Annotated in this window: 20 protein-coding genes; 8 read left to right on the forward strand and 12 right to left on the reverse strand. The window is 60.4% G+C overall.

Annotated features, from left to right (window positions below; genetic code table 11):
• Positions 1-60: 60 nt before the first annotated feature.
• Positions 61-969: a hydrogen peroxide-inducible genes activator gene (locus AHA_RS07615; RefSeq protein ID WP_011705410.1), complete on the reverse strand. Its 909-nt coding sequence runs from the start codon at positions 967-969 to the stop codon at positions 61-63.
• A 146-nt stretch (positions 970-1115) separates the two neighbouring features.
• Here AHA_RS07615 and AHA_RS07620 point away from each other — a divergent pair, with 146 nt between their 5' ends.
• Positions 1116-1718 (forward strand): peroxiredoxin C, encoded by a 603-nt coding sequence (locus AHA_RS07620; RefSeq protein ID WP_011705411.1) that lies wholly within the window; start codon positions 1116-1118, stop codon positions 1716-1718.
• 119 nt (positions 1719-1837) lie between these two features.
• On the opposite strand, the gene AHA_RS07625 is transcribed toward AHA_RS07620, so the two are convergent.
• The 6 genes from AHA_RS07625 to AHA_RS07650 form a co-directional block, all read right to left on the reverse strand.
• Positions 1838-2803, reverse strand: a complete 966-nt coding sequence (locus tag AHA_RS07625) for an alpha-L-glutamate ligase-like protein (protein WP_011705412.1) — start codon at positions 2801-2803, stop codon at positions 1838-1840.
• Between the two features lie 3 nt (positions 2804-2806).
• Positions 2807-4345 carry an inactive transglutaminase family protein gene (locus tag AHA_RS07630; RefSeq protein WP_011705413.1) on the reverse strand — a complete coding sequence of 513 codons (1539 nt, stop codon included), beginning with the start codon at positions 4343-4345 and terminating at the stop codon, positions 2807-2809.
• 3 nt (positions 4346-4348) lie between these two features.
• A complete protein-coding gene (locus AHA_RS07635; RefSeq protein ID WP_039213166.1) occupies positions 4349-5137 on the reverse strand; it encodes an ATP-dependent zinc protease family protein in 789 nt (262 codons plus the stop codon).
• A gap of 52 nt (positions 5138-5189) precedes the next feature.
• On the reverse strand, positions 5190-6167 hold the full coding sequence (gene cmoB, locus AHA_RS07640) for a tRNA 5-methoxyuridine(34)/uridine 5-oxyacetic acid(34) synthase CmoB (protein ID WP_041216623.1): 978 nt from the start codon (positions 6165-6167) through the stop codon (positions 5190-5192).
• Positions 6164-6913 (reverse strand): carboxy-S-adenosyl-L-methionine synthase CmoA, encoded by a 750-nt coding sequence (gene cmoA / locus AHA_RS07645; protein ID WP_011705416.1) that lies wholly within the window; start codon positions 6911-6913, stop codon positions 6164-6166. Before cmoA ends, cmoB begins: the two co-directional genes overlap by 4 nt.
• Positions 6914-7306: 393 nt before the next feature.
• Entirely contained in the window at positions 7307-8155 is an 849-nt protein-coding gene (locus AHA_RS07650) for a DUF72 domain-containing protein (protein ID WP_011705417.1), read from the reverse strand.
• 432 nt (positions 8156-8587) lie between these two features.
• On the opposite strand from AHA_RS07650, the gene aspS reads away from it, so the two are divergent.
• From aspS to AHA_RS07665, 3 genes are all read left to right on the forward strand, one after another.
• Positions 8588-10354, forward strand: a complete 1767-nt coding sequence (gene aspS / locus AHA_RS07655; protein WP_016350206.1) for an aspartate--tRNA ligase — start codon at positions 8588-8590, stop codon at positions 10352-10354.
• Positions 10355-10449: 95 nt separating this feature from the next.
• Complete coding sequence (locus AHA_RS07660) at positions 10450-11190, forward strand: YebC/PmpR family DNA-binding transcriptional regulator (RefSeq protein ID WP_011705419.1); 741 nt, start codon at positions 10450-10452, stop codon at positions 11188-11190.
• A gap of 282 nt (positions 11191-11472) precedes the next feature.
• The gene (locus tag AHA_RS07665) at positions 11473-13089 is read left to right on the forward strand and encodes a phosphoethanolamine transferase (protein ID WP_011705420.1); all 1617 of its coding nucleotides are present in this window, start codon (positions 11473-11475) and stop codon (positions 13087-13089) included.
• A gap of 237 nt (positions 13090-13326) precedes the next feature.
• On the opposite strand, the gene nagC is transcribed toward AHA_RS07665, so the two are convergent.
• The 3 genes from nagC to nagB are packed head-to-tail and all read right to left on the reverse strand — an operon-like array spanning position 13327 to position 16501.
• Positions 13327-14541: a DNA-binding transcriptional regulator NagC gene (nagC, locus tag AHA_RS07670; RefSeq protein ID WP_016350209.1), complete on the reverse strand. Its 1215-nt coding sequence runs from the start codon at positions 14539-14541 to the stop codon at positions 13327-13329.
• 4 nt (positions 14542-14545) lie between these two features.
• Complete coding sequence (nagA, locus tag AHA_RS07675; protein ID WP_011705422.1) at positions 14546-15691, reverse strand: N-acetylglucosamine-6-phosphate deacetylase; 1146 nt, start codon at positions 15689-15691, stop codon at positions 14546-14548.
• A 9-nt stretch (positions 15692-15700) separates the two neighbouring features.
• The gene (gene nagB, locus AHA_RS07680) at positions 15701-16501 is read right to left on the reverse strand and encodes a glucosamine-6-phosphate deaminase (protein ID WP_011705423.1); all 801 of its coding nucleotides are present in this window, start codon (positions 16499-16501) and stop codon (positions 15701-15703) included.
• Positions 16502-16774: 273 nt separating this feature from the next.
• Between nagB and nagE the strand changes: the two genes are divergently transcribed.
• The 3 genes from nagE (at position 16775) to glnS (ending at position 23026) form a co-directional block, all read left to right on the forward strand.
• Positions 16775-18229, forward strand: a complete 1455-nt coding sequence (gene nagE / locus AHA_RS07685) for an N-acetylglucosamine-specific PTS transporter subunit IIBC (protein ID WP_011705424.1) — start codon at positions 16775-16777, stop codon at positions 18227-18229.
• A gap of 122 nt (positions 18230-18351) precedes the next feature.
• On the forward strand, positions 18352-21015 hold the full coding sequence (locus AHA_RS07690; RefSeq protein WP_011705425.1) for a beta-N-acetylhexosaminidase: 2664 nt from the start codon (positions 18352-18354) through the stop codon (positions 21013-21015).
• Positions 21016-21364: 349 nt separating this feature from the next.
• A complete protein-coding gene (gene glnS, locus AHA_RS07700) occupies positions 21365-23026 on the forward strand; it encodes a glutamine--tRNA ligase (RefSeq protein ID WP_011705426.1) in 1662 nt (553 codons plus the stop codon).
• A 133-nt stretch (positions 23027-23159) separates the two neighbouring features.
• On the opposite strand, the gene fur is transcribed toward glnS, so the two are convergent.
• A complete protein-coding gene (gene fur / locus AHA_RS07705) occupies positions 23160-23588 on the reverse strand; it encodes a ferric iron uptake transcriptional regulator (protein ID WP_011705427.1) in 429 nt (142 codons plus the stop codon).
• A 244-nt stretch (positions 23589-23832) separates the two neighbouring features.
• On the opposite strand from fur, the gene AHA_RS07710 reads away from it, so the two are divergent.
• Positions 23833-24315 (forward strand): DUF4442 domain-containing protein, encoded by a 483-nt coding sequence (locus tag AHA_RS07710; protein ID WP_016350215.1) that lies wholly within the window; start codon positions 23833-23835, stop codon positions 24313-24315.
• A gap of 60 nt (positions 24316-24375) precedes the next feature.
• Here the strand turns inward: AHA_RS07710 and fldA are convergent, their stop codons facing one another.
• Positions 24376-24900 carry a flavodoxin FldA gene (fldA, locus tag AHA_RS07715; protein ID WP_011705429.1) on the reverse strand — a complete coding sequence of 175 codons (525 nt, stop codon included), beginning with the start codon at positions 24898-24900 and terminating at the stop codon, positions 24376-24378.
• Positions 24901-24929: the final 29 nt, after the last annotated feature.

Genomic DNA, 24929 nt, shown 5'->3' on the forward strand with positions numbered 1-24929 from the left:
TGGGCCTTGCGGCCAAGACAACAACGCCGGCAAGTGCCGGCGTTTTTTATGGATGGTGGATCAGGCCTTGTTTTCGATGAGCGGGGCGAGCAGCTCCGCCAGCTTGTAGAAGGTCTGCACCCGGGTGGTGCTGGGGCGCCATACCAGCCCTATCTCGCGATAGGGATGTTCTCCCGGCAGCGGGATGGCCACCAGATCCGTGTTGTCGAGGATGCCGGCATCGATGGCCATCTGCGGCAGGAAGGTGGTGCCGAGCCCGGCGCCGACCATCTGCACCAGGGTGTGCAGGCTGGTGGCGGCAAACGGGTTGATCTTGCTCTTGTCCCGCAGCCGGCAGGCGCTCACCGCGTGTTCGGTGAGGCAGTGCTCCCGCTCCAGCAGGAAGATGCTCTGGTTGGGCAGCTCCTTGTAGTCGAACGGGGTGTGCAGGCTGGCCGCCATGCTGGCGGGCATCACCATGTGGAAGGGATCCTGGCCGACCGTCTTGCAGTGAAAGCCGCCGATCTCCACCGGCAGCGCCAGGATCAGCAGGTCGAGCTGACCCTGCTCCAGCTGCTTGAGCAGGTTGGTGGTGGTGTCTTCACGCAGCAACAATTCCAGCTCAGGATAGGTCTTGCCGCACACCTGCAGCAGCTTGCTGAGCAGGAAGGGGGCGATGGTGGGAATACAGCCCAGGCGTACCGTGCCGTGCATGACGCCCCCCTGATGCTGGCCGAGCTCCATCAGATCCCGTGCATCGGAGAGCAAATTGCGAGCTCGCTCGACGATTTCCATGCCGACCGGGGTCATAATGAAGCTCTTGTGGTCCCGTTCCACCAGTTGCAGGTTCATCATGTCCTCCAGCGTCTGGATCCCGGTACTCAGGGTCGACTGGCTGACATGACAGGCCTTGGCGGCGCGGTTGAAGTTCTTGTGCTCGTCGAGAGCAACCAGATATTGCAGCTGTTTCAGGCTGGGCCAACGTTGCATAGGAAAACCCGATTAATGCTATCTATTTAATTTGATTTAACTAATCTACCATCGGGGCTATAGTTTGTCGCTTTAATTAGACGGACTTGGCTCTAGGTAGCCTGATCCTGACAGGATTGTTCACTTCACATAAAGAGGAATTGAATATGGTATTGGTAGGCCGTCCCGCACCCGATTTCACCGCTGCTGCCGTTCTGGGCAATGGCCAGATCGTTGACTCCTTCAACCTGGCATCCCACATCAAGGGCAAGGCAGCCGTCCTGTTCTTCTATCCGCTCGATTTCACCTTCGTCTGCCCGTCCGAGCTGATTGCCTTCGATCACCGTCTGGAAGAGTTCAACAAGCGTAGCGTGGAAGTGATCGGTGTCTCCATCGACTCCGAGTTCTCCCACAACGCCTGGCGCAACACCAAGATCGAAGACGGCGGCATCGGCCCGGTCAAGTACCCGCTGGTTGCCGACATCAAGCACGAGATCTGCAAAGCCTATGACGTCGAGCACCCGGAAGCCGGCGTTGCATTCCGTGGCTCCTTCCTGATCGACAAGAACGGTGTCGTTCGTCATCAGGTTGTCAACGATCTGCCGCTGGGCCGCAACATCGACGAGATGCTGCGCATGGTCGATGCCCTGCAGTTCCACGAAGAGCACGGCGAAGTGTGCCCGGCTCAGTGGGAAAAAGGCAAAAAAGGCATGACCGCCTCTCCGGACGGCGTTGCCAAGTACCTGTCCGAGAACGCTGCTTCCCTGTAATCGGGTCGGCAAACCGGATAGTGAAAAACCGATGCCCAGGCATCGGTTTTTTTATGGCTGTTATTCGGCAGGCATAAAAAAGCGCGCCCTTTGGCGCGCTTTGGTCATGGGTGTCCGGACTACTCGTCAAAGATACCGAAGTGATCCTTGGCGAAGTTGACCCGCTGCTCCACGTTCATCTTTACCTGGCCCAGCTTCTCGATGGTCTTGAGGTTGGGCACCAGACCGCGGCCGTTGGCGATCTGGATGGCAAGGCCCGGACGGGCGTTGAGCTCCAGCAGCATGGGGCCGCGGAACTTGTCCAGCACCATGTCGGTCCCGATATAGCCCAGGCCCGACATCTCGTAGCAGGAGGCCGCCAGGGTCAGCAGGGTGTCCCAGTGGGGCACCTTGAGCTCATAGAGATCGAGGCCGGTGTCCGGGTGGTGGCGCAGCGGATTGCCGAATTGCACCGCCCGCAGCGCACGGCCGGTACGCAGGCACAGACCCACCCCCACGGCGCCCTGGTGCAGGTTTGCCTTGCCGTCGGATGCAGCGGTGGAGAGGCGCATCATGGCCATCACCGGGAAGCCCTTGAAGATGATCACTCGGGCATCGGGGACCCCTTCGAAGGAGTAGCCGTCGAACACGTCATCGAAGTTGATGAGGCCTTCCACCAGCGCCACGTCGGGCTTGCCGCCCAGCGAATAGAGCCCGGCCAGGATGTTGGAGACATGGCGCTCCAGATCCTGCCCGTTGGAGGCGCTGCCATTGGGCTTGTAGAACAGACCCTCTTCCTGGCGCAGGATCACCAGGATCCCCTTGCCGCCGGAGCCACGCGCCGGCTTGATGCAGAAGCCCGGCCAATCCTTCACCAGCTCGGTGATGCGGCTCACGTCGTGCTGGGCACGAATGGTACCGATCAGTTCCGGTACCGTGACGCCGGCATCCAGCGCGATGCGCTTGGTCTGCAGCTTGTCATCCACCAGCGGATAGAGGCTGCGCGGATTGTAGCGGCTGATATAGGAGTGGTTGCGCTTGTTCATGCCGAGGATGCCTGATTGGGACAGGCTCCACGGGGTGGTGTACTTTTCCCAGAACCACATCTGTTACTTGTCCTTACCCGGAGTGGCACCCGATTTGATCTCGTCCACCAGCGGCTTGAAGCGCTTGAGTTCGCTCAGCTTGTAGCCGGTGTAGTTACCCATCAACAGCACGGTCGCCATCAGCACCAGCTGCAGGCCGAGGAAGTTGAAGGTAAGGTGACGGATCAGTTCGTTATCCATGGCCAGATAGGCGATGACGGCCACCAGCAGAGAGCCGCCACCCTGGCGGAACACCTCTTTCGGACCCTCTTCTTCCCACAGGATGGACATCCGCTCGATGGTCCAGGAGAGGATGATCATCGGGAAGAAGGTGATCTTCATGCCGTCGGTCAGTCCCAGCTTGAAGGCGAACGCGGAGAAGATGCCGATCATCGAGATCACCATGATGATGATGGCCGATATTCGGGCGACCAGCAGCAGGTTGAGCCGCGACAGGTAGGAGCGGATCACCAGACCGGTGCCGACGATCAGCAGGAAACCGATGAGACCGGTGACCAGCGAGGTCTGGATGAAGGCGACCGCGATCAGCACCGGCATGAAGGTACCCGAGGTCTTGATCCCCACCAGTACCCGCAGGAACACCACCATCAGCACGCCGATCGGGATCAGCAGCAAGCCCTTGAACAGGGTCTGCTCTTCCAGCGGCAGGCTGTGGATGGAGAAGTTCATCATCTCCGATTTTTCAAACTTCTGGGCCAGCGCCACGCTGACCGGCTGTTCCTGCTCGATCATCGAGAAGCTGACGCGGGAGTTGTGACCACCGGTCACGTCCAGCAGGGCGCCGGAGTTGTATTCCCACAGCAGCAGGTTGGCAGGGCGGCCCTGTTCACCGGTCTGCGGGTTGAACAGCTTGTAGTCGGTCGGGCTGTTGAACACCTGCAGGTAGTCCACCAGCTCCTGACGACGGCGGCCATCTTCCAGGCTCAGCGCGTGCACGACACGGGTCGGCACGTCGGCGTTGTTGAGCAGCTCGGCGATCAGGTTGGCGCGGCTCTTGTGCTTCTTCAGCAGCTCGGCGTTCTGCTCCTGCTTCTCGATCTCCTTGATGATCTCGCGAGTCAGGGTGTAGCCGTCGGCGGAGCGCTCCTGGGCACGTTCCAGGATCTGCTTCATGGCGGTGGCGTAGGGCTCGCTCTCGATCTGCTTCTCGATGGCCGGCGGCAGCGGGTTGGCGGCCGGTTTGGCATGGGCATCGGCCATCATGTCGACGCGGTAGTAGAGCTCCTGACGGCCGGAAGCGCTGCGGATGGACCACTCGGCGCGGGCATCGCCATCCTTCTCGACGAAGGAGAGACCGTAGCCCGGGCTCGCGGCGTTCTCGTTCATCAGGGTGAAACCGGGCTGGGTGCCCGGAATAGCCAGGGAGGCGATCACCGGCTCGCCGGTGGCCTCGAACTCCAGCTTGGCTTCGATGGACCAGATCTGGCGTTTTTCACCCGGCGTGAGCGGTACGTCCAGCGCGATGTGGTGATAGAACGTCATCCCCAGGCCGACAATGTACAGCAGGGCTACCAGCAAATAGAACGGCTTACGGGAAACCATGGATTATTTCACATCCTTGAGCTTGGGTTTGGGTTGGATATATTCGCGGGCCACATCAACCACGGCGATGTCTTTCAAAAACTCACGGCCCAGCAGCACGGGGAAGGCCATGTCGCTGCGGTCCTTCAGGGTAAATTCGGCCTTCTCGGTCATGTCGCCGATGCGTACCGCAAGGCGTACCACCGGACGGCGGTCGAGATCGTCGGCGGAGGCCTGACGCACCCGCACGTGGCGCACCAGCGGCGCTTCAATCTGGATCTTGTCGTCCATCTCCTGATGGCTCAGGAAGAAGCGCACCCAGTTCTTGCCGTTGCGCTCGAAGATGGTGATGTCCTGGGCGCTGATGGAGGAGGTGGTGGCACCGGTATCGACCCGCGCCTGGAAGGCGTCGTTGGCCGCGTCAACCCAGATCCACTCCGCCTCGCCGACCAGCAGCTTGCCATCGACGGTGTGACCCTGGCTCGGGGCCTGGCACTTCTCGGTCGGGATCGCCATGGGCTTGGGCGGCTCGGGTGGCAGGGATTCGAGCTTGCTGCCGACTTTGTTCACGGACTCTTTCATGTTGTTGACATCAGTGTTGAGCTGAACCAGCAGGTGCTGTTGCTGCACATACTGCTTCTGTTGCTGTTCCATGGATGTTTGCAGGCGCTGCTCGCTCAGATTGATCTCGTTGCGAAGCTCGGCCAGCGTCAAGGTAGGTACCGGGGGCGCTTTCTCCATACTGACACACCCGCCGAGACTGAGCAGGGAGAGCAGGGTCATTCCTTTTAATTTGCTTTTCATGTCATTCATTTAACTGTGCTTCCTGGAATTGGGTCAGTGTAACTTCCACAGCCGCCATCGGCTAGTCTTTGGCCTTTCTGGCAATCAGTACGGCACGTTTGGGTGCCGGGTGTCCTTCTACCGTGAGTGCGGGATTGGTTGGATCCAGATAATCACTCAGGGATTCATTAATCATCCAGTCGGTACGACGCTGTTCGTCGGTGCTGGTCATATTCTCGTCGACAATCCGCACATCGGTAAATCCGCAGCGCTCGACCCACAGCTTGAGGGCCGCGCTGGAGGGGATGAACCAGACGTTGCGCATCTTGCCGTAGCGATCGGTGGGTACCAGCACGTCGTTGACGCCGCCGTCGATCACCAGCGTCTCCAGCACCAGCTCGCCGTCGTCTTTCAACTGGTTGCGCAGTTGCTCGATGTGCTCGATGGGGGACTTGCGGTGATAGAGCACCCCCATGGAGAAGACGGTGTCGAACGCCCGCAGCTCCGGCAGCTCCTGAATGCCGAGCGGCAGCAGGTGGGCGCGCTGGTCGTTGCCGGCGAAGTGGCGGATGGCCTCGAACTGGCAGAGGAACAGCGGGCTTGGGTCGATGCCGACCGCCAGCTTGGCCCCTTCACCCACCATGCGCCAGAGGTGGTAACCGCTGCCGCAGCCCACGTCCAGCACGTAGCGACCGGCAAGCGGGCTGATGTGGGGCAGCACCCGATCCCACTTCCAGTCGGAGCGCCACTCGGTGTCGATGTGGATGCCGTGCACCGTGAAGGGCCCCTTGCGCCAGGGCATGAAGTGGCGCAGCAGGCTCTCCACCTTCTTGCGCTCCCCTTCGCCGAGGCTCTCGGCCGAGCCGATTTCGACCCGGCTGTGCAGCTCGATGTGGCCGGGGGCTACCTGCGGCAGCTTGTTGAGGGCGCGGTTCCAGCGCGGCAGATCACCGTGCTGGTTGTCGTGCTGCCAGGCGTGCAGCTGGGCGGGCAGGGTATGCAGCCAGTGGCTCAGCCGATTCTTGGCGATCAGCTGATAGAAGTTGGCAAAGTCGATCATGGCTGGGCAGGCTCGCTCGATTTGATGGCAATCATGGAGCCGAAGTTGAAGCACTGGAACCAGAGATCCTGATGGGCGAAGCCGGCATCCCGCAGGCGGGCCTGATGCACCGGCAGGCTGTCGGTGCGCATCACGTTCTCAAGGGCGGTGCGCTTCTGGCTGATCTCCAGCTCGCTGTAACCGTTGGCGCGCTTGAAGTCGAGGTGCAGGTCGATGAGCAGCTCGTTGACCGGTGCATCTTCGAAGCGGAATTTTTCGCTCAGGATCAGGATCCCGCCCGGGCGCAGCCCATCAAAGATGCGCTGGATCAGGGCGGCCCGCTTTTCGGGCTCGACGAACTGCAGGGTGAAGTTGAGCACCACCACGGAGGCGTTCTCGATGGCGATGTCGCAGATGTCCGCCTCCACCAGCTCCACCGGCACCTCGGACTTGAAGCCGGAGAGGTGGGCGCGGGCACGCTCGATCATGGGGTGGGAGAGATCCACCGCCGTGATGTGGCAGCCGGGCTGGGTGACGTGGCGACGCATCGCCTGGGTGGCGGCGCCGAGCGAACAGCCGAGGTCGTAGAGCCGGCTCTGGGGCTGGGCGTAACGGGCGGCCATCATGCCGATGGCGGAGATGATGTTGCTGTAACCCGGCACCGAGCGCTGGATCATGTCGGGGAAGACATCGACGACCTGTTCGTCAAAGCAAAAATCCCCCAATCGAGCGATAGGGGCGGCAAAAATCTGATCTTTGGTATGCATGCTGGCGCAACCTGACAGCCGGTGCGCGAACCGACTGTTTTGTTCAATTGAATCGTTGGGTGACACCGGTCCGGGCCGGGTCGTCACCGGTTCACGAACGGGGTGGCGGGCCTTGAGATCCATCGGGCCGGTTCCGTTCGCAATGGACCATCATCCTGGTCCTTTCTGAGGGCGGCACCATCTGCGGCAACGAGTTGCAGCGCACTGGCGTCAGGGCCCTGTTTATGGCGCCGGATGCCTGCCTGCATCGGATTGTGCTGGGCTGGCGGTCCGGGTCCTTACTTGGGGCGCTAGTGTAGAGGAAAGGTCGGCGTTTGTCTTGACGCCAAGCCCCGTCCAGCCACAAAAAAACGGCTTTTTTTCGCGGTGGGGAAGGCGGGGTGAGGCGGCTGACTAAAAGGGCAGCACGCCTTGGTGCGCGCGATCGTTTTCCCCCGGCCAGGGGGCCATCTCCTCCCCCAGCAGGCGGGCAACCTGACGGGCCAGCTCGGGGGATTGGGCGTTGTCGGCCGTATGTATAAAGAGGTAGAGATCTTTTCCCTCCGCCAGCCACTGGCGCCAGTGGGGAAGCCAGCCTGGCAGGAAGGGGTGGTTGGCGGCCGGATCCGGCAGGCCGATGAGCCGCACCACGGGGGCATTGGCGGTGGCCAGCAGGTGCACCGGCAGTCTCGGCTTCTTGCCCTGGGCATCGATCATGGCTGCCGTGGTGGCCGGCACCGAGAACAACGGCCGGCTGTCGAGCATGATGCGGTTGATGCCTCTCTCCATCAGCAGCCGGTTCAACTGCCGCTCCGCCTCGCCCTTGGCGAAGAAATCGGGGTGGCGCACCTCGAGGGCATAGCGAAACGCCGGCGGCAGCCGTTCGAAAAAGGCCGCCAGACGGGGCAGTCCCTGTGGGCCGAAGCGGGCGGGCAGCTGCAGCTTGAGCAGCCCCAGCTTGTCATGCAAGGGCTCCAGCAGGCGGATGAAGTCGCTCACTTGCTTGTCGGCGCTCACCAGATCGCTCTGGTGGCTGATGGTTTGCGGAAACTTGAAGCTGAAACGAAAGTGGGCAGGCACCGCATCGGCCCAGCGCCGGACCGTGTCGGGGGTCGGCGAGGCGTAGAAGGTGGTATTGCCTTCCACCGTGTTGAATACCCGGGCATAGTGGGCTAGGTGCTCGGCGGGCTTGGCGCCCACGCCCAGCAAGTGACCTGGCCAGGCCGGGTGAGACCATTGTGGCAGGCCCAAAAAGAGGCTCATGAGGGATCCTGTCTGCGGGTTTATCTCGTTTTACCCCCCTTTTTTGCCCCGGGATGTAAAAAACAGGGCAAAGGAGGCTGCTGGCCATTTTACCCAAATGGGGGTTTTCCTCTATAATGCCAGCCCTTTTGTTTGCCAATTTGTTGTGACTCACGCCGCTGTACGCATATTGTGACGACGGCAGCGGCCATGATGCGGCCAAACAACAATCGCTTGCCGATGCCCTCCGCCCGACAACCCGGCCGCTTGCCAGCCGCCTCTGGTCGAGCCGATATCGGCGGCAGGTGTCCGATCCCGGCGGTCGGACGGTACGAGACAGATTTCAAACCGGGCAAGAACAGGATCTGGCCAGCTGTGAGACAGACGGTGCTTGCCAGTCGTGCCCGGCGACCCAGGTTAACCGTCTCTCTACAAATTCGAAGGAAGAAGTCCATGCGCTCTATCTATTGCGGACAGGTCAATGAGGCCCATGCAGGGCAGACCATTACATTGTGCGGTTGGGTCCATCGTCGTCGCGATCTGGGCGGCCTCATCTTTATCGACATGCGCGACCGGGAAGGGATCGTGCAGGTGTTCTTCGATCCGGACAAACCGGACGCCTTTGCCCTGGCCTCCGAACTGCGCGGCGAATTCTGCATTCAGGTCTCCGGCGTGGTGCGCACCCGTCCCGACTCCCAGCGCAACAGCGACATGGCCACCGGTGCCATCGAGGTGTTTGCCCACGAGCTGACCATCATCAACCGTGCCGAGCCGCTGCCGCTGGACTTCAACCAGGTCAACAGCGAAGAGGTGAGCCTCAAGTATCGCTACCTGGACCTGCGTCGCCCCGAGATGGCCAAGTACCTGAAGACCCGCGCCAAGGCCAGTGCCTTCGTGCGCCGCTTCATGGACGAGCACGGCTTCCTCGACATCGAGACCCCGATGCTGACCAAGGCCACCCCGGAAGGGGCCCGTGACTACCTGGTGCCGAGCCGCGTGCACAAGGGCAAGTTCTACGCCCTGCCGCAATCCCCGCAGCTGTTCAAGCAGTTGCTGATGATGTCCGGCTTCGACCGCTACTACCAGATCGTCAAGTGCTTCCGCGACGAAGACCTGCGTGCCGACCGCCAGCCGGAATTCACCCAGATCGACGTGGAAACCTCCTTCATGACCGCGCCGCAAGTGCGTGAAATCATGGAAGAGATGATCCGCAAACTGTGGCTGCACATCCTGAACGTGGATCTGGGCGACTTCCCGATCATGACCTTCGACGAAGCCATGCGTCGCTACGGCTCCGACAAGCCGGACCTGCGTCTGCCGATGGAGCTGGTCGATGTGGCAGATCTGCTGACCGCGGTCGAGTTCGCCGTGTTTGCCGGCCCCGCCAACGATCCGAAAGGCCGCGTGGCTGCCCTGAAAGTACCGGGCGGCGCCGAGCTCTCTCGCAAGCAGATCGACGAGTACACCAAGTTCGTCGGCATTTACGGTGCCAAGGGCCTGGCCTGGATGAAGGTCAACGAAGCGGCCAATGGCATCGAAGGGGTACAGTCCCCGGTGGCCAAGTTCCTCTCCGACGCCATCGTGCGCGAGATCCTGGCCCGTACCGGTGCGGCCGACGGCGACATCATCTTCTTTGGTGCCGACTCCAAGAAAGTGGTGTGCGATGCCATGGGCGCCCTGCGCCTGAAAGTGGGCCGTGATCTGGGCCTGCTGGAGAACAGCTGGAAGCCGCTGTGGGTCATCGACTTCCCGATGTTTGAAGAAGATGGCGAAGGCGGTCTGGCTGCCATGCACCACCCGTTCACCGCGCCGAGCGGCCTGAGCCCGGAGCAGCTGAAAGCCAACCCGGTAGGCGCTTACGCCAACGCTTACGACATGGTGATCAACGGCTACGAAGTGGGTGGCGGTTCTGTCCGTATCCACAACAGCGAGATGCAGGCCACCGTGTTCGACATCCTGGGGATTACCCCGGCCGAGCAGCGCCTGAAGTTCGGCTTCCTGCTGGACGCCCTGAAGTACGGTACCCCGCCGCACGCCGGCCTGGCCTTCGGCCTGGACCGTCTGAGCATGCTGCTGACCGGTACTGAAAACATCCGGGACGTGATTGCCTTCCCGAAAACCACGGCGGCCGCCTGTCTGATGACAGACGCCCCCAGCTTTGCCAACGCCGCCCAACTGGGCGAGCTGGCGATTGCGACCACCGTCAAGGGTGATGAATAAGCCGTTACCGGCAGCAAAGGCCGCAGCAATGCGGCCTTTCCCTTGCATTAGTCATGACCAGTGTTACTGAAATTCAAAAATAACGGAGAGTCCCTATGGCAGGTCACAGTAAATGGGCCAACATCAAACACCGCAAGGCGGCGCAAGACGCCAAGCGCGGCAAGATCTTCACCAAGCTGATCCGCGAAATCACCACCTCCGCGCGTCTGGGTGATGCCGATCCTGCCAACAACCCGCGCCTGCGGGCGGCGGTGGCGGCTGCCCTGACCGGCAACATGACCCGCGACACCATCAACCGTGCCATCCAGCGTGGCGCCGGCGGTGGCGATGGCGAACAGCTCGAGACCATCGTGTACGAAGGTTACGGCCCGGCCGGCTCTGCCGTCATGGTGGAGTGCCTGACCGACAACCGCAACCGTACCGTTGCCGAAGTGCGTCACGCCTTCAGCAAGTGCGGTGGCAACCTGGGCACCGATGGCTCTGTTGCCTATCTGTTCAGCAAGAAAGGGCTGCTGACCTTCGTGGGCGTCGATGAAGATGCCCTGATGGATGCCGCCCTGGAAGCCGGTGCCGACGACGTGGTGACCGAAGAGGATGGCTCCATCGAGGTGTATACCACCCCGAACGATTTCGGCACCGTGCTCGATGGTCTGGAAGCCGCCGGCTTCAAGCCCCAGAGCGCCGAAGTGACCATGATCCCGTCCACCGAAGCCGAGCTGGATGCCGAGACCGCGCCCAAGCTGATGCGCCTCATCGACATGCTGGAAGATCTGGACGACGTGCAGGAGGTGTACCACAACGGCTCCATCTCCGACGAAGTCGCCGCGACCCTGTAACCCGGTTCGTGAACACTCAGGTGGCGACGCTCTGTTCGCCCCCGTTAAAACGGCAGCCTCGGCTGCCGTTTTTCTTGTGATGGCCTGACGCCTGAAGGCCGTGCCGGCCATGGCATTGCCCGCCTTAATTTTCCCTTAAGTTTGGCTTTTTAAGCTGCCTGCCGTGTCCGGGCCTCGCTGCCCCTTGCCGCCATCACCTCGGGAGGAGGGATCGGCAAGCGAGACTGCAACAAGAGGTGCCCTCTGTGGCCCCTGTCCTGCCTGGTTTGTCGGAGTATCGTTATGCGCATCACCCTGGGTGTGATGAAGGTGAATCTGTTGCTGGTGCTGTTGTTTGCACTGGTATTCAACTGGCCCATTTTCCTGCACTTTTACACCATTCTCACCAGGCTGGAACACGTCAAGACGGGCTTCGCCCTCTCGATCCCCTTCGTGCTGCTGGCCGCGCTCAACGCGGTGTTCCTGCCCTTTACCTTCCGCTATCTGCTCAAGCCCTTCTTCGTGCTGCTGATCCTGATGGGATCCGTGGTCAGCTACGCCATGCTCAAATACGGCGTCATCTTCGACGTGAGCATGGTGCAGAACATCGTCGAGACCAACACGGGGGAGGCGGCCTCCTACTTCAATGCCTCCATCCTGCTCTGGTTCGTGCTGACCGGCCTGCTGCCGGCGCTGGCCCTACTGTGGGTGAAGATAGAGTATCCCCGTCCCTGGTATAAGGGGCTGGGCCTGCGGCTTGGCTCCATCGCCCTGTCCCTGCTGTTTCTGGTGGGGGTGGCGGCGCTCTATTACCAGGATTACGCCTCGGTCGGGCGCAACAACAAGTCTCTCGGCAAGGAGATAGTGCCCGCCAACTATGTGCACGGCCTCTATCGCTACGCCACCGACATCCTGTTTGCGACTCCGATCCCGTATCAGCCGTTGGGCACCGATGCCAGGGTGGTGGGGCAGGGCGGCAAGCCGACCCTGATGTTCCTGGTGGTGGGGGAGACGGCGCGCAGCCAGAACTACTCTCTCAACGGTTACGGCAAGGCCACCAACAGCTTCACCGCGCGGGAATCGGGCATGGTCTCATTTCGCAACGTGCGCTCCTGCGGCACCGCCACCGCGGTTTCGGTGCCCTGCATGTTCTCCAACCTGACGCGGCGCGGCTATGATGACACCCTGGCCCAGTCCCGCGACGGCATGCTGGATGTGCTGCAGCACGCCGGGGTCTCCGTGCTCTGGAAGGAGAACGACGGCGGTTGCAAGGGAGTGTGCAAGAACGTGCCCACCATCGAAATCGAGGCCAAGGATTTTCCCCAGTATTGCCAGGGAGGTTCCTGCTACGACGAGGTGATGCTGGAGGGGCTGGATCGGCAGATCGCGCAGATGAAGGGCAACAAGCTGGTGGCCTTCCATCTGATGGGCAGCCACGGTCCGACCTACTATCGCCGCTATCCCGCCAGTGAACGGACCTTCGTGCCGGACTGCCCGCGCAGCGACATCGAAAACTGCACCAATGAAGAGCTGGTCAACACCTATGACAACACCATCCGTTACACCGACAAGGTGGTGGCCCGTCTCATCGACAAGCTCAAGACGCTGGAGCAGGATTACAACGTGGGGCTGGTCTATCTGTCGGATCACGGCGAATCTCTCGGCGCCATGGGGCTCTACCTGCACGGCACCCCCTACAAGTTCGCCCCGGACGATCAGACCCGGGTGCCGCTGATGACCTGGTTTTCCCCCCAGTTGCAGGCCGATCGCCAGCTGGATATGACCTGTCTGCAGCAGGAGGCGGCCAGCAAGCGCTTCTCCCACGACAACCTGTTCCACTCCATGCTCGGCATCATGGATGTGCAGACCCAGGTGTATGACGGGGCGCTGGATCTGTTCAAACCGTGCCGGGCTGGATGAATGGGTAAAAACGGTGGCGCGGCACAGACAATCTGTTGCCCCACTCCATGCTCGGCATCATGGATGTGCAGACCCAGGTATATGACGGTGCGCTGGATCTGTTCAAACCGTGCCGGGCGGGGTGAATCACCGCGTCCGATTACGCCACTATGAGGCTAATCGAACCTACGCTTGAAGAATCTATCAATAAAAACGGCAGCCACTGGCTGCCGTTTTTTATTTCGCAAGGCCTCGGCCTTACTTCTGCTCCATGATGATCTGCAGCAGATCCCCTTCCAGCAGGGCCCGCTTCACCAGCGCGAAACCGCCGACGGTGGGTTGATTCTGGAAGCGTGCCTTCACGATGGGCAGGCCGCGATGGAAACTCGGCAGCGACTGGTGCTCCACGCAGCGGCGAATGGCCGGGAACAGGATCTCTTCAGCGGCGGTGATTTCGCCCGCGATCAGTACCTTCTGCGGGTTGAACAGGTTGACCGTGATGGCCACCGCCCGTCCCAGATGCTCACCCACGTTCTCGATCACGCTGCGGGCCAGCTCGTCACCGGCCATGGCCGCCTTGCACACCTCCTGGATGGTGATGTGCTTCTCCTGCAGCGAGCTCAGGTGGCCGCGGCTGATGAGCTCCTTCACCTTGTCTACGATGGCCTCGTTGGAGGCGATGGTCTCCAGGCAGCCGAAGTTGCCGCAGTGGCAGCGCTTGCCGAGCGGCTCGACCTGGATGTGGCCGATCTCGCCGACGTTGCGGTTCTGGCCGAGGAACACCTTGCCCTTGGTGATGATGCCCGAGCCTGCCCCCTGGTGGACGCTCACCAGGATGGAGTCCATGCAGTCGCGGGACTCGCCGAAGAAGTGTTCGGCCAGTGCCAGCGAGCGGGTATCGTTGCCCACGTAGCAAGGCAGGTTGAAGTGGTTTTCCAACAGCTTGGCCAGCGCCAGATTGCGGATCTGGTACTTGGGGGTGTAGATGACCATGCCCGATTCCGGATTGACCAGACCCGGCATGGTCAGCGCGATGCTGATGAGGTTGCGGCTGCGATCCTGCTGGGAGTCGATGAAGGCACCGATCTCCCGCAGCAGCATGTCGACCACCGGTTGTTGCTCGATCTCGGTCACCTGGGTGATGTGCTGATCGAGCTCCTTGCCGTCGAGGTCATACAGGGCGAGCTGCAGGTAGCCGCGGCCGAGCTTGGCGGACACAAACTGGAAGCGATGCTTGATGGTGGTCAGGGAGATGGCGCGCCGTCCGCCGGTGGAGGCTTGCGGCGAGGTCTCCTTGATCAGGCCATGCTCGATCAGTTGCCGGGTTATCTTGGTCACGCTGGCCGGGGCCAGCTGACTCAACTCGGCAATTTTGACCCGCGAGATGGGCCCCTGCAGGTCGATGAGCCGATACACGGCTGCACTGTTGACCTGCTTGATAAGATCTACGTTTGCTATTTGTCCGCCAGTCATAGTGTCACTGTGTTGTGTAGTGTCCGTTAACCACGGTCCCGCAGACCGTGAAGGCCTGATCAAAGACAGTCAGGTTGGCTATTTTTCCGACCTGGATACTACCGAGACGTGAGTCCCATCCAATGGCGCGAGCAGGGTAAAGGGTGGCCATTCTCAGTGCTTCATCGAGCGGTAATCCGACCTGTTTGACCAGATTCTCCACCCCCTCAATCATGGTGAGGGCAGAGCCGCCGAGTGTACCATTCTCGTCGACGCACTGACCATCGCGGAAATAGACTGTTGCGCCACAAAAATCAAACTTCTCAAAGCCTTCCGGTGCCCCTGCCGGTGCGGTCGCGTCGGTGACCAGCACCAGTCGCTCTCCCAGCATCTTGTGTGCAAGGCGCACATTGGCCCAGTGCACGTGATGACCGTCGACGATGACGCCGGCGTAGACATCCTTGCGATCGTAGATGGCTCCGACCACGCCCGGCTCGCGGCCGTTCACGGTCGGAGTCATGGCGTTGTAGAGGTGGGTGGCAAAGCGGATGCCGTTGTCGAACCCGGCCATCGCCTGGTCATAGTTGGCGGCGGTATGGCCCGCGGAGACCAGAATGCCGGCCTCCACCAGCCGGCGGATGTGCTCCGGCTTGTTGCGTTCCGGCGCCAGGGTGATCTTGGCGATGGCATCTGCGTTGGCGCAGAAGAAGTCGATCATCTCGTCGGCGGGCTGGCGGATCTGCTCGGCCGGGTGGATCCCCTTGCGCTTGAGGTTGGTATAGGGCCCTTCCAGATGGACGCCCAGTACCTCGTTGGGGTGTGCAGCCATGTAGTCGCGGGTGACGGCGACGGCCTGCTTCATATCTGCATCCGGACTGGTGATCAGGGTCGGCAGGAAGCTGGTGGTACCGGATTTCAGGTTGGCGGCCTGCATGGTCGCCAGGGTCTGGGTGGTGATGTGGCCGTTGAACATGACGCCGCCACAGCCGTTGAGCTGGACGTCGATGAAACCGGCGCAGAGGTTGGCACCCTTGAGATCAATGCGTTCGATGCCGGCCGGCAGTTCGGCCAGGCGGGAGATGGCGACAATCTTGTCGCCCTCGAGGACCACCCCGTAACCGGTCAGCACGCAGCTGCCGGTGTAGAGGGTGCAGTTGGTCAATGCGTACATGGTGACTCCTTACAGACGGCCGATGTTGGCGGCTTCGAGCTGCTGGAAGTAACGCACTGTCTTGACCTTGAGCTCCATGGTGGAGGGCTCGTCACACACCATCATTCCCTTCGGATGGAGCTGCAGGGTGGAGATGGTCCACATGTGGTTGACGCTGCCTTCCACCGCGGCCTGCAGGGCCTGGGCCTTGCCGTGACCGGTCACCAGGATCATGATCTCCTCGGCATCCATCAGGGTGCCGACACCCACGGTCAACGCCAGCTTGGGCACCTGCTCCATGTCGCCGCCAAAGAAGCGGGAGTTGGCGATGCGGGTGTCTTCGGTCAGGGTCTTGACCCGGGTGCGGGAGGAGAGGGATGAGGCCGGCTCGTTGAACGCGATGTGACCGTCGTTGCCGACACCGCCCATGAACAGGTGGATCTTGCCGTAGGACTTGATTTTGTCTTCATAGCGCTTGCACTCGGCCACCAGATCCGGCGCGTTGCCGTTGAGGATGTTGATGTTCTCGGGGCGAATGTCGATGTGGCTGAAGAAGTTGTTGTGCATGAAGCTGTGGTAGCTCTCCGGGTGATCTTCCGGCAGGCCGACGTACTCGTCCATGTTGAAGGTGACCACGTTCTGGAAGCTCACTTCACCGGCTTTATGCAGTTCAATCAGGCGCTTGTAAGTGTTGAGCGGGGTGCCGCCAGTGGGCAGACCCAGTACGAAGGGGCGCTCGGCAGTGGGTTTGAACCCATTGATACGGTCAACGATGTAACGGGCAGACCACAGGCCCACTTGGCTGGCAGATTTCAACGGGATCAGGCGCATTGTAGATACCTCTGTACGGGTTGCTGCCGGGATGTCGGCGGCAAATAGACTAGGACGGATTCAAGTTGTTTTATAGCGTAAATAAAGATTGCGAACTAAGCCACATCTATCCGCCACCTTTATCTCGTTTGGGTGATAATGATCACGATTATAGGTTTATTAATTTGCGCAGCGAAATAAAAGCCCTAGACTGCCAATCAAGCCTTGATGGCTTATGCGTCAAACGTGATAAGCACTTAATTTCTAGAAAAACATTAACTAAGGAGAGGAACCGTGAACATTCTCGGTTATTTGCAAAAGATCGGCCGTGCCCTGATGGTGCCGGTAGCGGTATTGCCTGCCGCCGCGATCCTGATGGGGATTGGCTACTGGATTGACCCGAATGGTTGGGGTGGTGGCAGTCCTGTCGCCGCGTTCCTGATCAAGGCCGGCGCAGCCATCATCGACAGCATGCCCGTGCTGTTCGCTGTCGGTGTCGCCTATGGTATGTCCAAAGACAAAGACGGTTCTGCCGCGCTGGCCGGTCTGGTCGGTTTCCTGGTGGTGACCACGCTGCTGAGCCCGGGCGCCGTTGCCCAGATCAAGGGTATCCCGGCCGATCAGGTCCCGGCTGCCTTTGCCAAGATCAGCAACCAGTTCGTCGGTATCCTGTGTGGTGTCATCGCCGCTGAGCTCTACAACCGCTTCAGCAGCGTGGAACTGCACAAGGCGCTGGCCTTCTTCTCCGGCCGCCGTCTGGTGCCGATCGTAACCTCCGTGGTGATGATCGTCGTCTCCTTCATCCTGATGGCCGTTTGGCCGGTCATTTACGGTGGTCTGGTGAGCTTTGGTGAATCCATCGTCAGCCTGGGTTCCACCGGCGCCGGTATCTACGCCTTCTTCAACCGCCTGCTGATCCCTGTCGGTCTGCACCATGCCCTGAACTCCGTATTCTGGTTCGACGTGGCCGGCATCAACGACATCCCGAACTTCCTGGGCGGCCAGTCCTCCATCGACGCCGGCAAGGGCATCGTGGGTGTGACCGGCATGTATCAGGCTGGCTTCTTCCCGATCATGATGTTCGGTCTGCCGGGTGCCGCGCTGGCCATCTACCACTCCGCCAAGAAAGAGAACAAAGAGAAAGTTGCGTCCATCATGATCGCAGCCGCCTTTGCCGCCTTCTTCACCGGGGTGACCGAGCCGCTCGAGTTCTCTTTCATGTTCGTGGCACCGGTGCTGTACGTCATCCACGCCCTGCTGACCGGTCTGTCCGTGTTCATCGCTGCCTCTATGCAGTGGATTGCTGGCTTCGGCTTCAGTGCCGGTCTGGTGGATATGGTGCTCTCCAGCCGCAACCCGCTGGCGACCCATTGGTACATGCTGCTGGTACAAGGCCTGGTGTTCTTCGGTCTCTACTACGTGGTGTTCCGCGCCGTCATCGTCAAGTTCAACCTGAAAACCCCGGGTCGTGAAGATGATGAAGCAGTACCGGCACAGGCTCAGACCACCGACCGTACCGAACTGGCACGCCAGTATCTGGAAGTGCTGGGCGGTCAGGAGAACCTGGTGACCATCGATGCCTGCATCACCCGTCTGCGTCTGACCCTGAAAGACCGCAGCATCGTTGACGAGCGCAAGCTCAAAGCCCTGGGCGCGGCCGGTGTGGTCAAGCTCGGTGAGCAGAACCTGCAGGTGATTCTGGGCCCATTGGCCGAAATCATCGCCGGTGAGATGAAGGCCCTGCGTTAATCGGGCGCCAAGCTCGCCTCAAGTCTAAGTCCATTGTTGACATAACTAAGGGCCCCGCCTCGGGGCCCCATATAAAAAAAGCCAAGAAAATCCAACCTTTACTTCAAATGAGAGCAGCAGTTATGAACTTGAAACATTCTCTGTTAGCCATTGCCATGTCTACCGTTTTCGTCAGCCAGGTACAGGCAGCCGATGCCGCCAAGCAAGCCGTGGTCGACGCCCTCGCCAGCAACCTCGTCGTCAAGTACGAAGTCGTCACCAACGACGGTGCCGGTGCCGGCCTCGACTGCCAGGCGCTGGGCTCCGAGTGGGCGAGCTGCGGCGTTGCCAAGCTGCACCTGACCAATACCGGTGCTGACGTCACCTCCAAAGACTGGAGCATCTATGTCTCCTCCATCCGTCGCATCCAGCGGGTGGACAACGACCAGTTCACCATCACCCACCTGACCGGCGACCTTTATCGTTTGACGCCGACCGAGAAGTTCCAGGGCTTTGCCAAGGATGCCACGGTCGAAGTGCCGTTGGTGGTGGAGTACTGGGTACTGTTCGAATCTGACATCATGCCGAACTGGTATGTCGCCAGCGAAGGGGCCGAGCCGAAAGTGCTGGCCAGCATGAGCAACATCGACGATGCCACCACCTACGAGAAGCCGATGCCGGCCGACGGCTGGAAGCGCACCAAGGATGACAACAACATCCTGATGAACAGCGAAACCCGTTTCGCCGCCAACCAGACCAGCAGCTTGCTGCCGGCTGGCAAGGTCGACAACCAGATCCTGCCGACCCCGATGAAGCAGGTGGTCAAGGCCGGCCCGCAGGTCGACTTCTCCACCATCAAGCTCAATGCCCTGGACCTGCCGAGCGATCGCGCCGAAGCCCTGAAGGCTCAACTGACCAAGCTGGGTGTTACCCTCTCCGACACCGGCTACCCAGTGACCATCAAGCTCGGCAGCAAGCTCAAGCAGGCCGAAGGCTACGACATGACCATCGGCCAGAAAGGCACTGTGGTGCAGGGTCACGACATCGAAGGCGCTTTCTGGGGGGCCCAGTCCCTGATCTCCCTCCTGGGTGTCAACGACAAGCTGGTCAGCCAGATGCACGTCGAGGATGCGCCGCGCTTTGAATACCGTGGTATGCAGACCGACGTGGCCCGTCACTTCAGAAGCCCTGAGACCCTGAAGAAGCTGGTGGATCAGATGTCCGCCATGAAGCTCAACGTGCTGCACCTGGGGCTGACCAACGATGAAGGCTGGCGTCTGGAGATCCCGGGTCTGCCGGAGCTGACCGACGTCGGCAGCCAGCGTTGCCACGACGAGTCCGAAACCAAGTGCCTGATGCCGCAGCTGGGTTCCGGCCCGACCAGCGACAACCAGGGTTCAGGTTTCTACAGCAAGGCCGACTACATCGACCTGGTACGGTATGCCAAGGCCCGCGGCGTGACCGTGATCCCCGAGATCAACATGCCGGCGCACGCCCGTGCTGCCGTGGTCTCCATGGAAGCGCGTTACAAGCGCCTGATGGCTGAAGGTAAAGAGACCGAAGCCAACCAGTTCCGTCTGACCGACCCGGCCGATACCTCCAACGTCACTTCGGTGCAGTTCTACGACAAGATGTCCTTCATCAACCCCTGCCAGCCGGGCGCCGCTACCTTCGTGGCCAAGGTGATGGACGAAGTGGCCCAGATGCACCAGGCCGCCGGCCAGCCGCTGACCGCCTGGCACTACGGTGGTGATGAGGCGAAGAACATCATGCAGGGCGGTGGTTACCAGGATCCGGCCGTCACCAAGAAAGAAGAGCTGGTCGCCTGGAAGGGCAACGTCGACTCCAGCAAGCAGGACAAACCGTTCGGCAAGTCTCCGATGTGCCAGAAGATGATCGACGATGGCAAGATCAAGGACGTGGCCGAGCTGCCGGTCTACTTCGCCAAGGAAGTGAGCGAAATGGTCAAGGGCCACGGCTTCTCCACCCTGCAGGCGTGGGAAGATGGTCTGAAGTACGCCAAGGATGCCAGCGTATTCGCCACCGACAAGACCCGGGTCAACTTCTGGGAAACCCTCTACTGGGGTGGCTTCAACGAAGCGATGAAGTGGGCGCACAAGGGCTATGACGTGGTGCTCTCCAACCCGGATTACCTCTACTTCGACTTCCCGAACGAGGTACACCCGGCCGAGCGCGGCTACTACTGGGCCACCCGCTTCAACGACACCCGCAAGGTGTTCGCCTTCGCCCCGGAAAACCTGCCGCAGAACGCCGAGACCTCGGTTGACCGCGACGGCAACGCCTTCGTGGCCAAGGGTGACCAGGATCCGGTCAAGTTCAAGGGGATCTCCGGTCAGCAGTGGAGCGAAACCGTGCGTACCGACGCGCAATACGAGTACATGGTCTACCCGCGTATCTTCTCCATGGCCGAGCGTGCCTGGCACAAGGGCGGCTTCGAGCTGGACTACGTGAAGAACCGCGAGTTCTCCGGTACCACCAAGTTCGTCAACAAGGCCACCCTGAACAAGGAGTGGAACCAGTTCGCCAACGTGCTGGGTCAGCGCGTGCTGCCGAAACTGGACCAGGCCGGGGTGGAATACCGCCTCTCCGTACCGGGTGCCAAGGTAGTGAACGGCGTGCTGGAAGCGAACGTGGATCTGCCGGGTCTGCCCATCCAGTACAGCCTGGATGGCAAGAGCTGGAGCGCCTACGACGCTGCCGCCAAGCCGACCGTGGATGGCAAGGTTTACCTGCGTACCACCAGCTTCGATGGCAAGCGCACCAGCCGCGTCACCGAGCTGAACTGATAGCCTTCAATCCATAACGCAAGGTGGGTCGCAAGACCCGCCTTTCCCAAGCCCGATAACGCATCGGCCTTGGGAAAGGTTGACTGTGAGTGTGAGCCTTTGTTGTGTGTGTGTATTGTCTGTTTTTGTTTTTTCATCACCTTGAACCCCGCCTCGCGCGGGGTCTTTTTTTCGTCAGTCAGTCAAACCGGCCACCAGTGCAGGGCGTTTTGCGGCGCCAGTACCCCGAAACGGGCAAATTCAGGTTGAGACAGGGCGCGTAATGAGGGATCATATCCGGCTTGACGGCGGGGGTATGAGGGTGCCAGCCGGCACAACTTCCGCCAGTGACGCATTTTTGAGGTGAGCCATGAGTCAGGCGAACAGCCCAACTAACTTTATTCGTCAGATCATTGATGAAGATCTGGCCAGCGGTAAGCACAGCAGCGTGCATACCCGTTTTCCGCCCGAGCCGAACGGTTATCTCCATATCGGTCACGCCAAGTCCATCTGCCTGAACTTCGGCATCGCCCGCGACTACCAGGGCCAGTGCAACCTGCGCTTTGACGACACCAACCCGGTGAAGGAAGATATCGAGTACGTTGAGTCCATCAAGCAGGACGTGCAGTGGCTCGGCTTCCAGTGGAACGGCGAGATCTGCTACTCCTCCGACTATTTCGACAAGCTGCACGGCTATGCCGTTGAGCTCATCGAGAAGGGCCTGGCCTACGTGGACGAGCTCTCTGCCGAGCAGATGCGCGAATACCGTGGCACCCTGACCGCGCCGGGCAAGAACAGCCCGTTCCGCGATCGTTCGGTGGCCGAGAACCTGGCCCTGTTCGAGAAGATGAAGAACGGCGAGTTTGCCGAAGGCGCTGCCTGCCTGCGCGCCAAGATCGACATGGCATCTCCCTTCATGGTGATGCGCGATCCCGTCATCTATCGCATCAAGTTTGCCCACCACCACCAGACCGGTGACAAGTGGTGCATCTACCCGATGTATGACTTCACTCACTGCATCTCGGACGCCCTGGAAGGGATCACCCACTCCATCTGTACGCTGGAGTTCCAGGACAACCGTCGCCTGTACGACTGGGTGCTGGACAACATCACCATCGACTGCCACCCCCGTCAGTACGAGTTCTCCCGGCTGAACCTCGAATACACCGTCATGTCCAAGCGCAAGCTGAACCTGCTGGTGACCGAGAAGCACGTGGACGGTTGGGACGATCCGCGCATGCTGACCGTCTCCGGTCTGCGTCGTCGTGGCTATACCCCGGCCTCCATCCGCGAGTTCTGCAAGCGCATCGGCGTGACCAAGCAGGACAACATCGTCGAGATGAGCATGCTGGAAGCCTGCATCCGCGAAGATCTCAACGAGAACGCCCCGCGTGCCATGGCCGTGCTGCACCCGGTCAAGGTGGTCATCGAGAATCTGGCCGCCGACGAAGTGCTGACTGCCCCGGCCCACCCGAGCAATACCGAGATGGGCACCCGTACGCTTCCCTTCACCCGCGAGATCCTCATCGATGAAGCGGATTTCAAAGAAGAAGCCAACAAGCAGTTCAAGCGACTGGTGCTGGGCAAGGAAGTGCGCCTGCGCAATGCCTACGTCATCAAGGCCGAGCGGGTCGAGAAGGATGCCGATGGCAAGGTCACCTGCATCTACTGCTCTTACGATCCCGAGACCCTGGGCAAGGATCCGGCCGATGGTCGCAAGGTGAAAGGGGTGATCCACTGGGTCAGCGCCACTCACTCCCTGCCGGCCGAAGTGCGCCTCTACGACCGTCTGTTCAAGGTGCCGAACCCGGGCGCCGAAGAGGACTTCGAAGCGGCCCTGAACCCGGACTCCCTGGTGATCATCGAGGGTGCCCGTGTCGAGGCCTCCCTGAAGAACGCCAAGCCGGAGCAGGCTTACCAGTTCGAGCGTGAAGGTTACTTCTGCGCCGACAACAAGCTCTCCAGCCCGGAGCATCTGGTGTTCAACCGCACCGTGGCCCTGCGCGACGTGTGGGGCAAGGCCGAGGCCTGATAACAGAAGAGGGCAGGGGAGACCCTGCCTTTTCTTGATCACGACCTCGGAGCAAGACCATAAACGGGCTCTAAATGACGGACACAAAAAAGCCAGCGTGATGCTGGCTTTTTTATTGTCTCTATCTGGCGGGTCAATCTTCGTGCTTGCACTCGCCGGCGGCGCAGTGGCCGTACAGATAGAGGCTGTGATTGGTCAGCCGGATGTTGTGCTGCTGGGCGATATCGCGCTGGCGCTGTTCGATCACCTCGTCGGAGAACTCGATCACCTTGCCGCAGTCGAGGCAGACCAGGTGGTCGTGGTGTTCCTGGGTGGCCAGTTCGAACACCGACTTGCCCCCTTCGAAGTGGTGACGGGTAACAATACCGGCATCATCAAACTGGTTGAGAACGCGATATACGGTAGCGAGACCAATCTCTTCACCCTGGTCGATCAGTCGTTTGTACAGATCTTCCGCACTGGTGTGCTGGCAGTCCGGCTGTTGCAGGATTTCCAGGATTTTGACTCGGGGCAAGGTGATCTTGAGCCCGGCCTTTTTTAACGCTTGGTTGTTGTCTGCCATATTCTATTTATTCGCATTCTCGAAGGTGTGGTTATTCTGATTGACTGCCGCTGGAATGGCAACCACGAACTCGCTTGGCCTGTCATTATAGGTCGTAGCTCACCTAAAAATAAACCCAGTAATTCAAAGGCTTTAGCGCAGATGGCGCCATCCGGCGGAATTGGACGGATTCTAGTGACGGCTTGCTCGTTTGGTGAATGTTGATAAAATGTAACCTTCTTCACTGTCTGGTCGGATGAGATCCATGGATTGGCTTTTTGACAATGCGGCCTGGGTGCGCCGCGCCCTCAACGCCTGGCCTCCCTTCTGGGGCGCCGGCATCAAGATAGAGACATTGAGCGATGATTTTCGCTTCTGCCGGGTCACCCTCAAGTCCCGCTGGTGGAACAAGAACGCCAACCGTACCCAGTTTGGCGGCAGCATGTTTGCGATGACCGATCCCATCTATCCGCTGATGCTGATGGGCTATTTCAAGAACCGCTATTACGTCTGGGACAAGGCGGGCAGCATCAACTACATCAAGCCGGGCAAGGGCAAGCTGGTGGCCGAATTCAATCTGACCGACGGCAAGCTGGCCGCCATCGTGGCGGCGACCGACGGGGGAGACAAGCACTTCCCCGAGTTCGAGGTGACGGTGCAGGATCAGAGCGGCGAGCTGGTGGCCCAGGTCAAGCGCACCCTCTATGTGCGGGCCAAACCGGAGCACAGGAGTGGCGAGAGAGCATGAGCCAGAAAACAACAAGGGCCCCGCGGGGCCCTTGTTGTCAGAGAGGCTGGCGAGCCTGGATCACTCCAGCTCGGCCAGGCACATCTCTTCGTGCAGCTGCTTGCACCAGCCCTTGACGCGCTCGGCGGTCAGCTCTGGCTGGCGATCTTCGTCGATGCCCAGACCCACGAAGTGCTTGTCGTCCACCAGTGCCTTGGAGGCTTCGAATTCGTAGCCGGCGGTTGGCCAGTTGCCGATGACGATGGCGCCTTTGGCTTCGACGATGTCACGCAGGGTGCCCATGGCGTCGAGGAAGTACTCGGCATAGTCTTCCTGATCGCCGCATCCGAAGATGGCGACCAGCTTGTTGGTGAAGTCGATCTCTTCCAGCTCGGGGAAGAAGTCGTCCCAGTCGGCCTGGGCTTCGCCATAGTACCAAGTCGGGATACCGAACATCAGCAGATCGAAGCTGTCGATGTCGGCCTTGCTGCTCTTGGCAATGTCACGGACTTCAATCAGTTGTTTGCCCAGTTCTTTCTGGATCATCTTGGCGACAGCTTCGGTATTACCGGTATCGCTGCCGAAAAACAGACCTACACTAGCCATAGTGTTTAGTTACCCGTATCTGGTGTTAA

Origin of the sequence: Aeromonas hydrophila subsp. hydrophila ATCC 7966, from assembly GCF_000014805.1 — a bacterium.
In the GTDB taxonomy this organism is placed as follows: domain Bacteria; phylum Pseudomonadota; class Gammaproteobacteria; order Enterobacterales; family Aeromonadaceae; genus Aeromonas; species Aeromonas hydrophila.

Excerpts from the sequence above, each read along its gene's own strand:
- AHA_RS07615 (WP_011705410.1), bottom strand. The coding sequence starts at position 969 with ATGCAACGTTGGCCCAGCCTGAAACAGCTGCAATATCTGGTTGCTCTC.
- AHA_RS07620 (WP_011705411.1), top strand. The coding sequence starts at position 1,116 with ATGGTATTGGTAGGCCGTCCCGCACCCGATTTCACCGCTGCTGCCGTT.
- AHA_RS07625 (WP_011705412.1), bottom strand. The coding sequence starts at position 2,803 with ATGTGGTTCTGGGAAAAGTACACCACCCCGTGGAGCCTGTCCCAATCA.
- AHA_RS07630 (WP_011705413.1), bottom strand. The coding sequence starts at position 4,345 with ATGGTTTCCCGTAAGCCGTTCTATTTGCTGGTAGCCCTGCTGTACATT.
- AHA_RS07635 (WP_039213166.1), bottom strand. The coding sequence starts at position 5,137 with ATGAATGACATGAAAAGCAAATTAAAAGGAATGACCCTGCTCTCCCTG.
- cmoB (WP_041216623.1), bottom strand. The coding sequence starts at position 6,167 with ATGATCGACTTTGCCAACTTCTATCAGCTGATCGCCAAGAATCGGCTG.
- cmoA (WP_011705416.1), bottom strand. The coding sequence starts at position 6,913 with ATGCATACCAAAGATCAGATTTTTGCCGCCCCTATCGCTCGATTGGGG.
- AHA_RS07650 (WP_011705417.1), bottom strand. The coding sequence starts at position 8,155 with ATGAGCCTCTTTTTGGGCCTGCCACAATGGTCTCACCCGGCCTGGCCA.
- aspS (WP_016350206.1), top strand. The coding sequence starts at position 8,588 with ATGCGCTCTATCTATTGCGGACAGGTCAATGAGGCCCATGCAGGGCAG.
- AHA_RS07660 (WP_011705419.1), top strand. The coding sequence starts at position 10,450 with ATGGCAGGTCACAGTAAATGGGCCAACATCAAACACCGCAAGGCGGCG.
- AHA_RS07665 (WP_011705420.1), top strand. The coding sequence starts at position 11,473 with ATGCGCATCACCCTGGGTGTGATGAAGGTGAATCTGTTGCTGGTGCTG.
- nagC (WP_016350209.1), bottom strand. The coding sequence starts at position 14,541 with ATGACTGGCGGACAAATAGCAAACGTAGATCTTATCAAGCAGGTCAAC.
- nagA (WP_011705422.1), bottom strand. The coding sequence starts at position 15,691 with ATGTACGCATTGACCAACTGCACCCTCTACACCGGCAGCTGCGTGCTG.
- nagB (WP_011705423.1), bottom strand. The coding sequence starts at position 16,501 with ATGCGCCTGATCCCGTTGAAATCTGCCAGCCAAGTGGGCCTGTGGTCT.
- AHA_RS07690 (WP_011705425.1), top strand. The coding sequence starts at position 18,352 with ATGAACTTGAAACATTCTCTGTTAGCCATTGCCATGTCTACCGTTTTC.
- glnS (WP_011705426.1), top strand. The coding sequence starts at position 21,365 with ATGAGTCAGGCGAACAGCCCAACTAACTTTATTCGTCAGATCATTGAT.
- fur (WP_011705427.1), bottom strand. The coding sequence starts at position 23,588 with ATGGCAGACAACAACCAAGCGTTAAAAAAGGCCGGGCTCAAGATCACC.
- AHA_RS07710 (WP_016350215.1), top strand. The coding sequence starts at position 23,833 with ATGGATTGGCTTTTTGACAATGCGGCCTGGGTGCGCCGCGCCCTCAAC.
- fldA (WP_011705429.1), bottom strand. The coding sequence starts at position 24,900 with ATGGCTAGTGTAGGTCTGTTTTTCGGCAGCGATACCGGTAATACCGAA.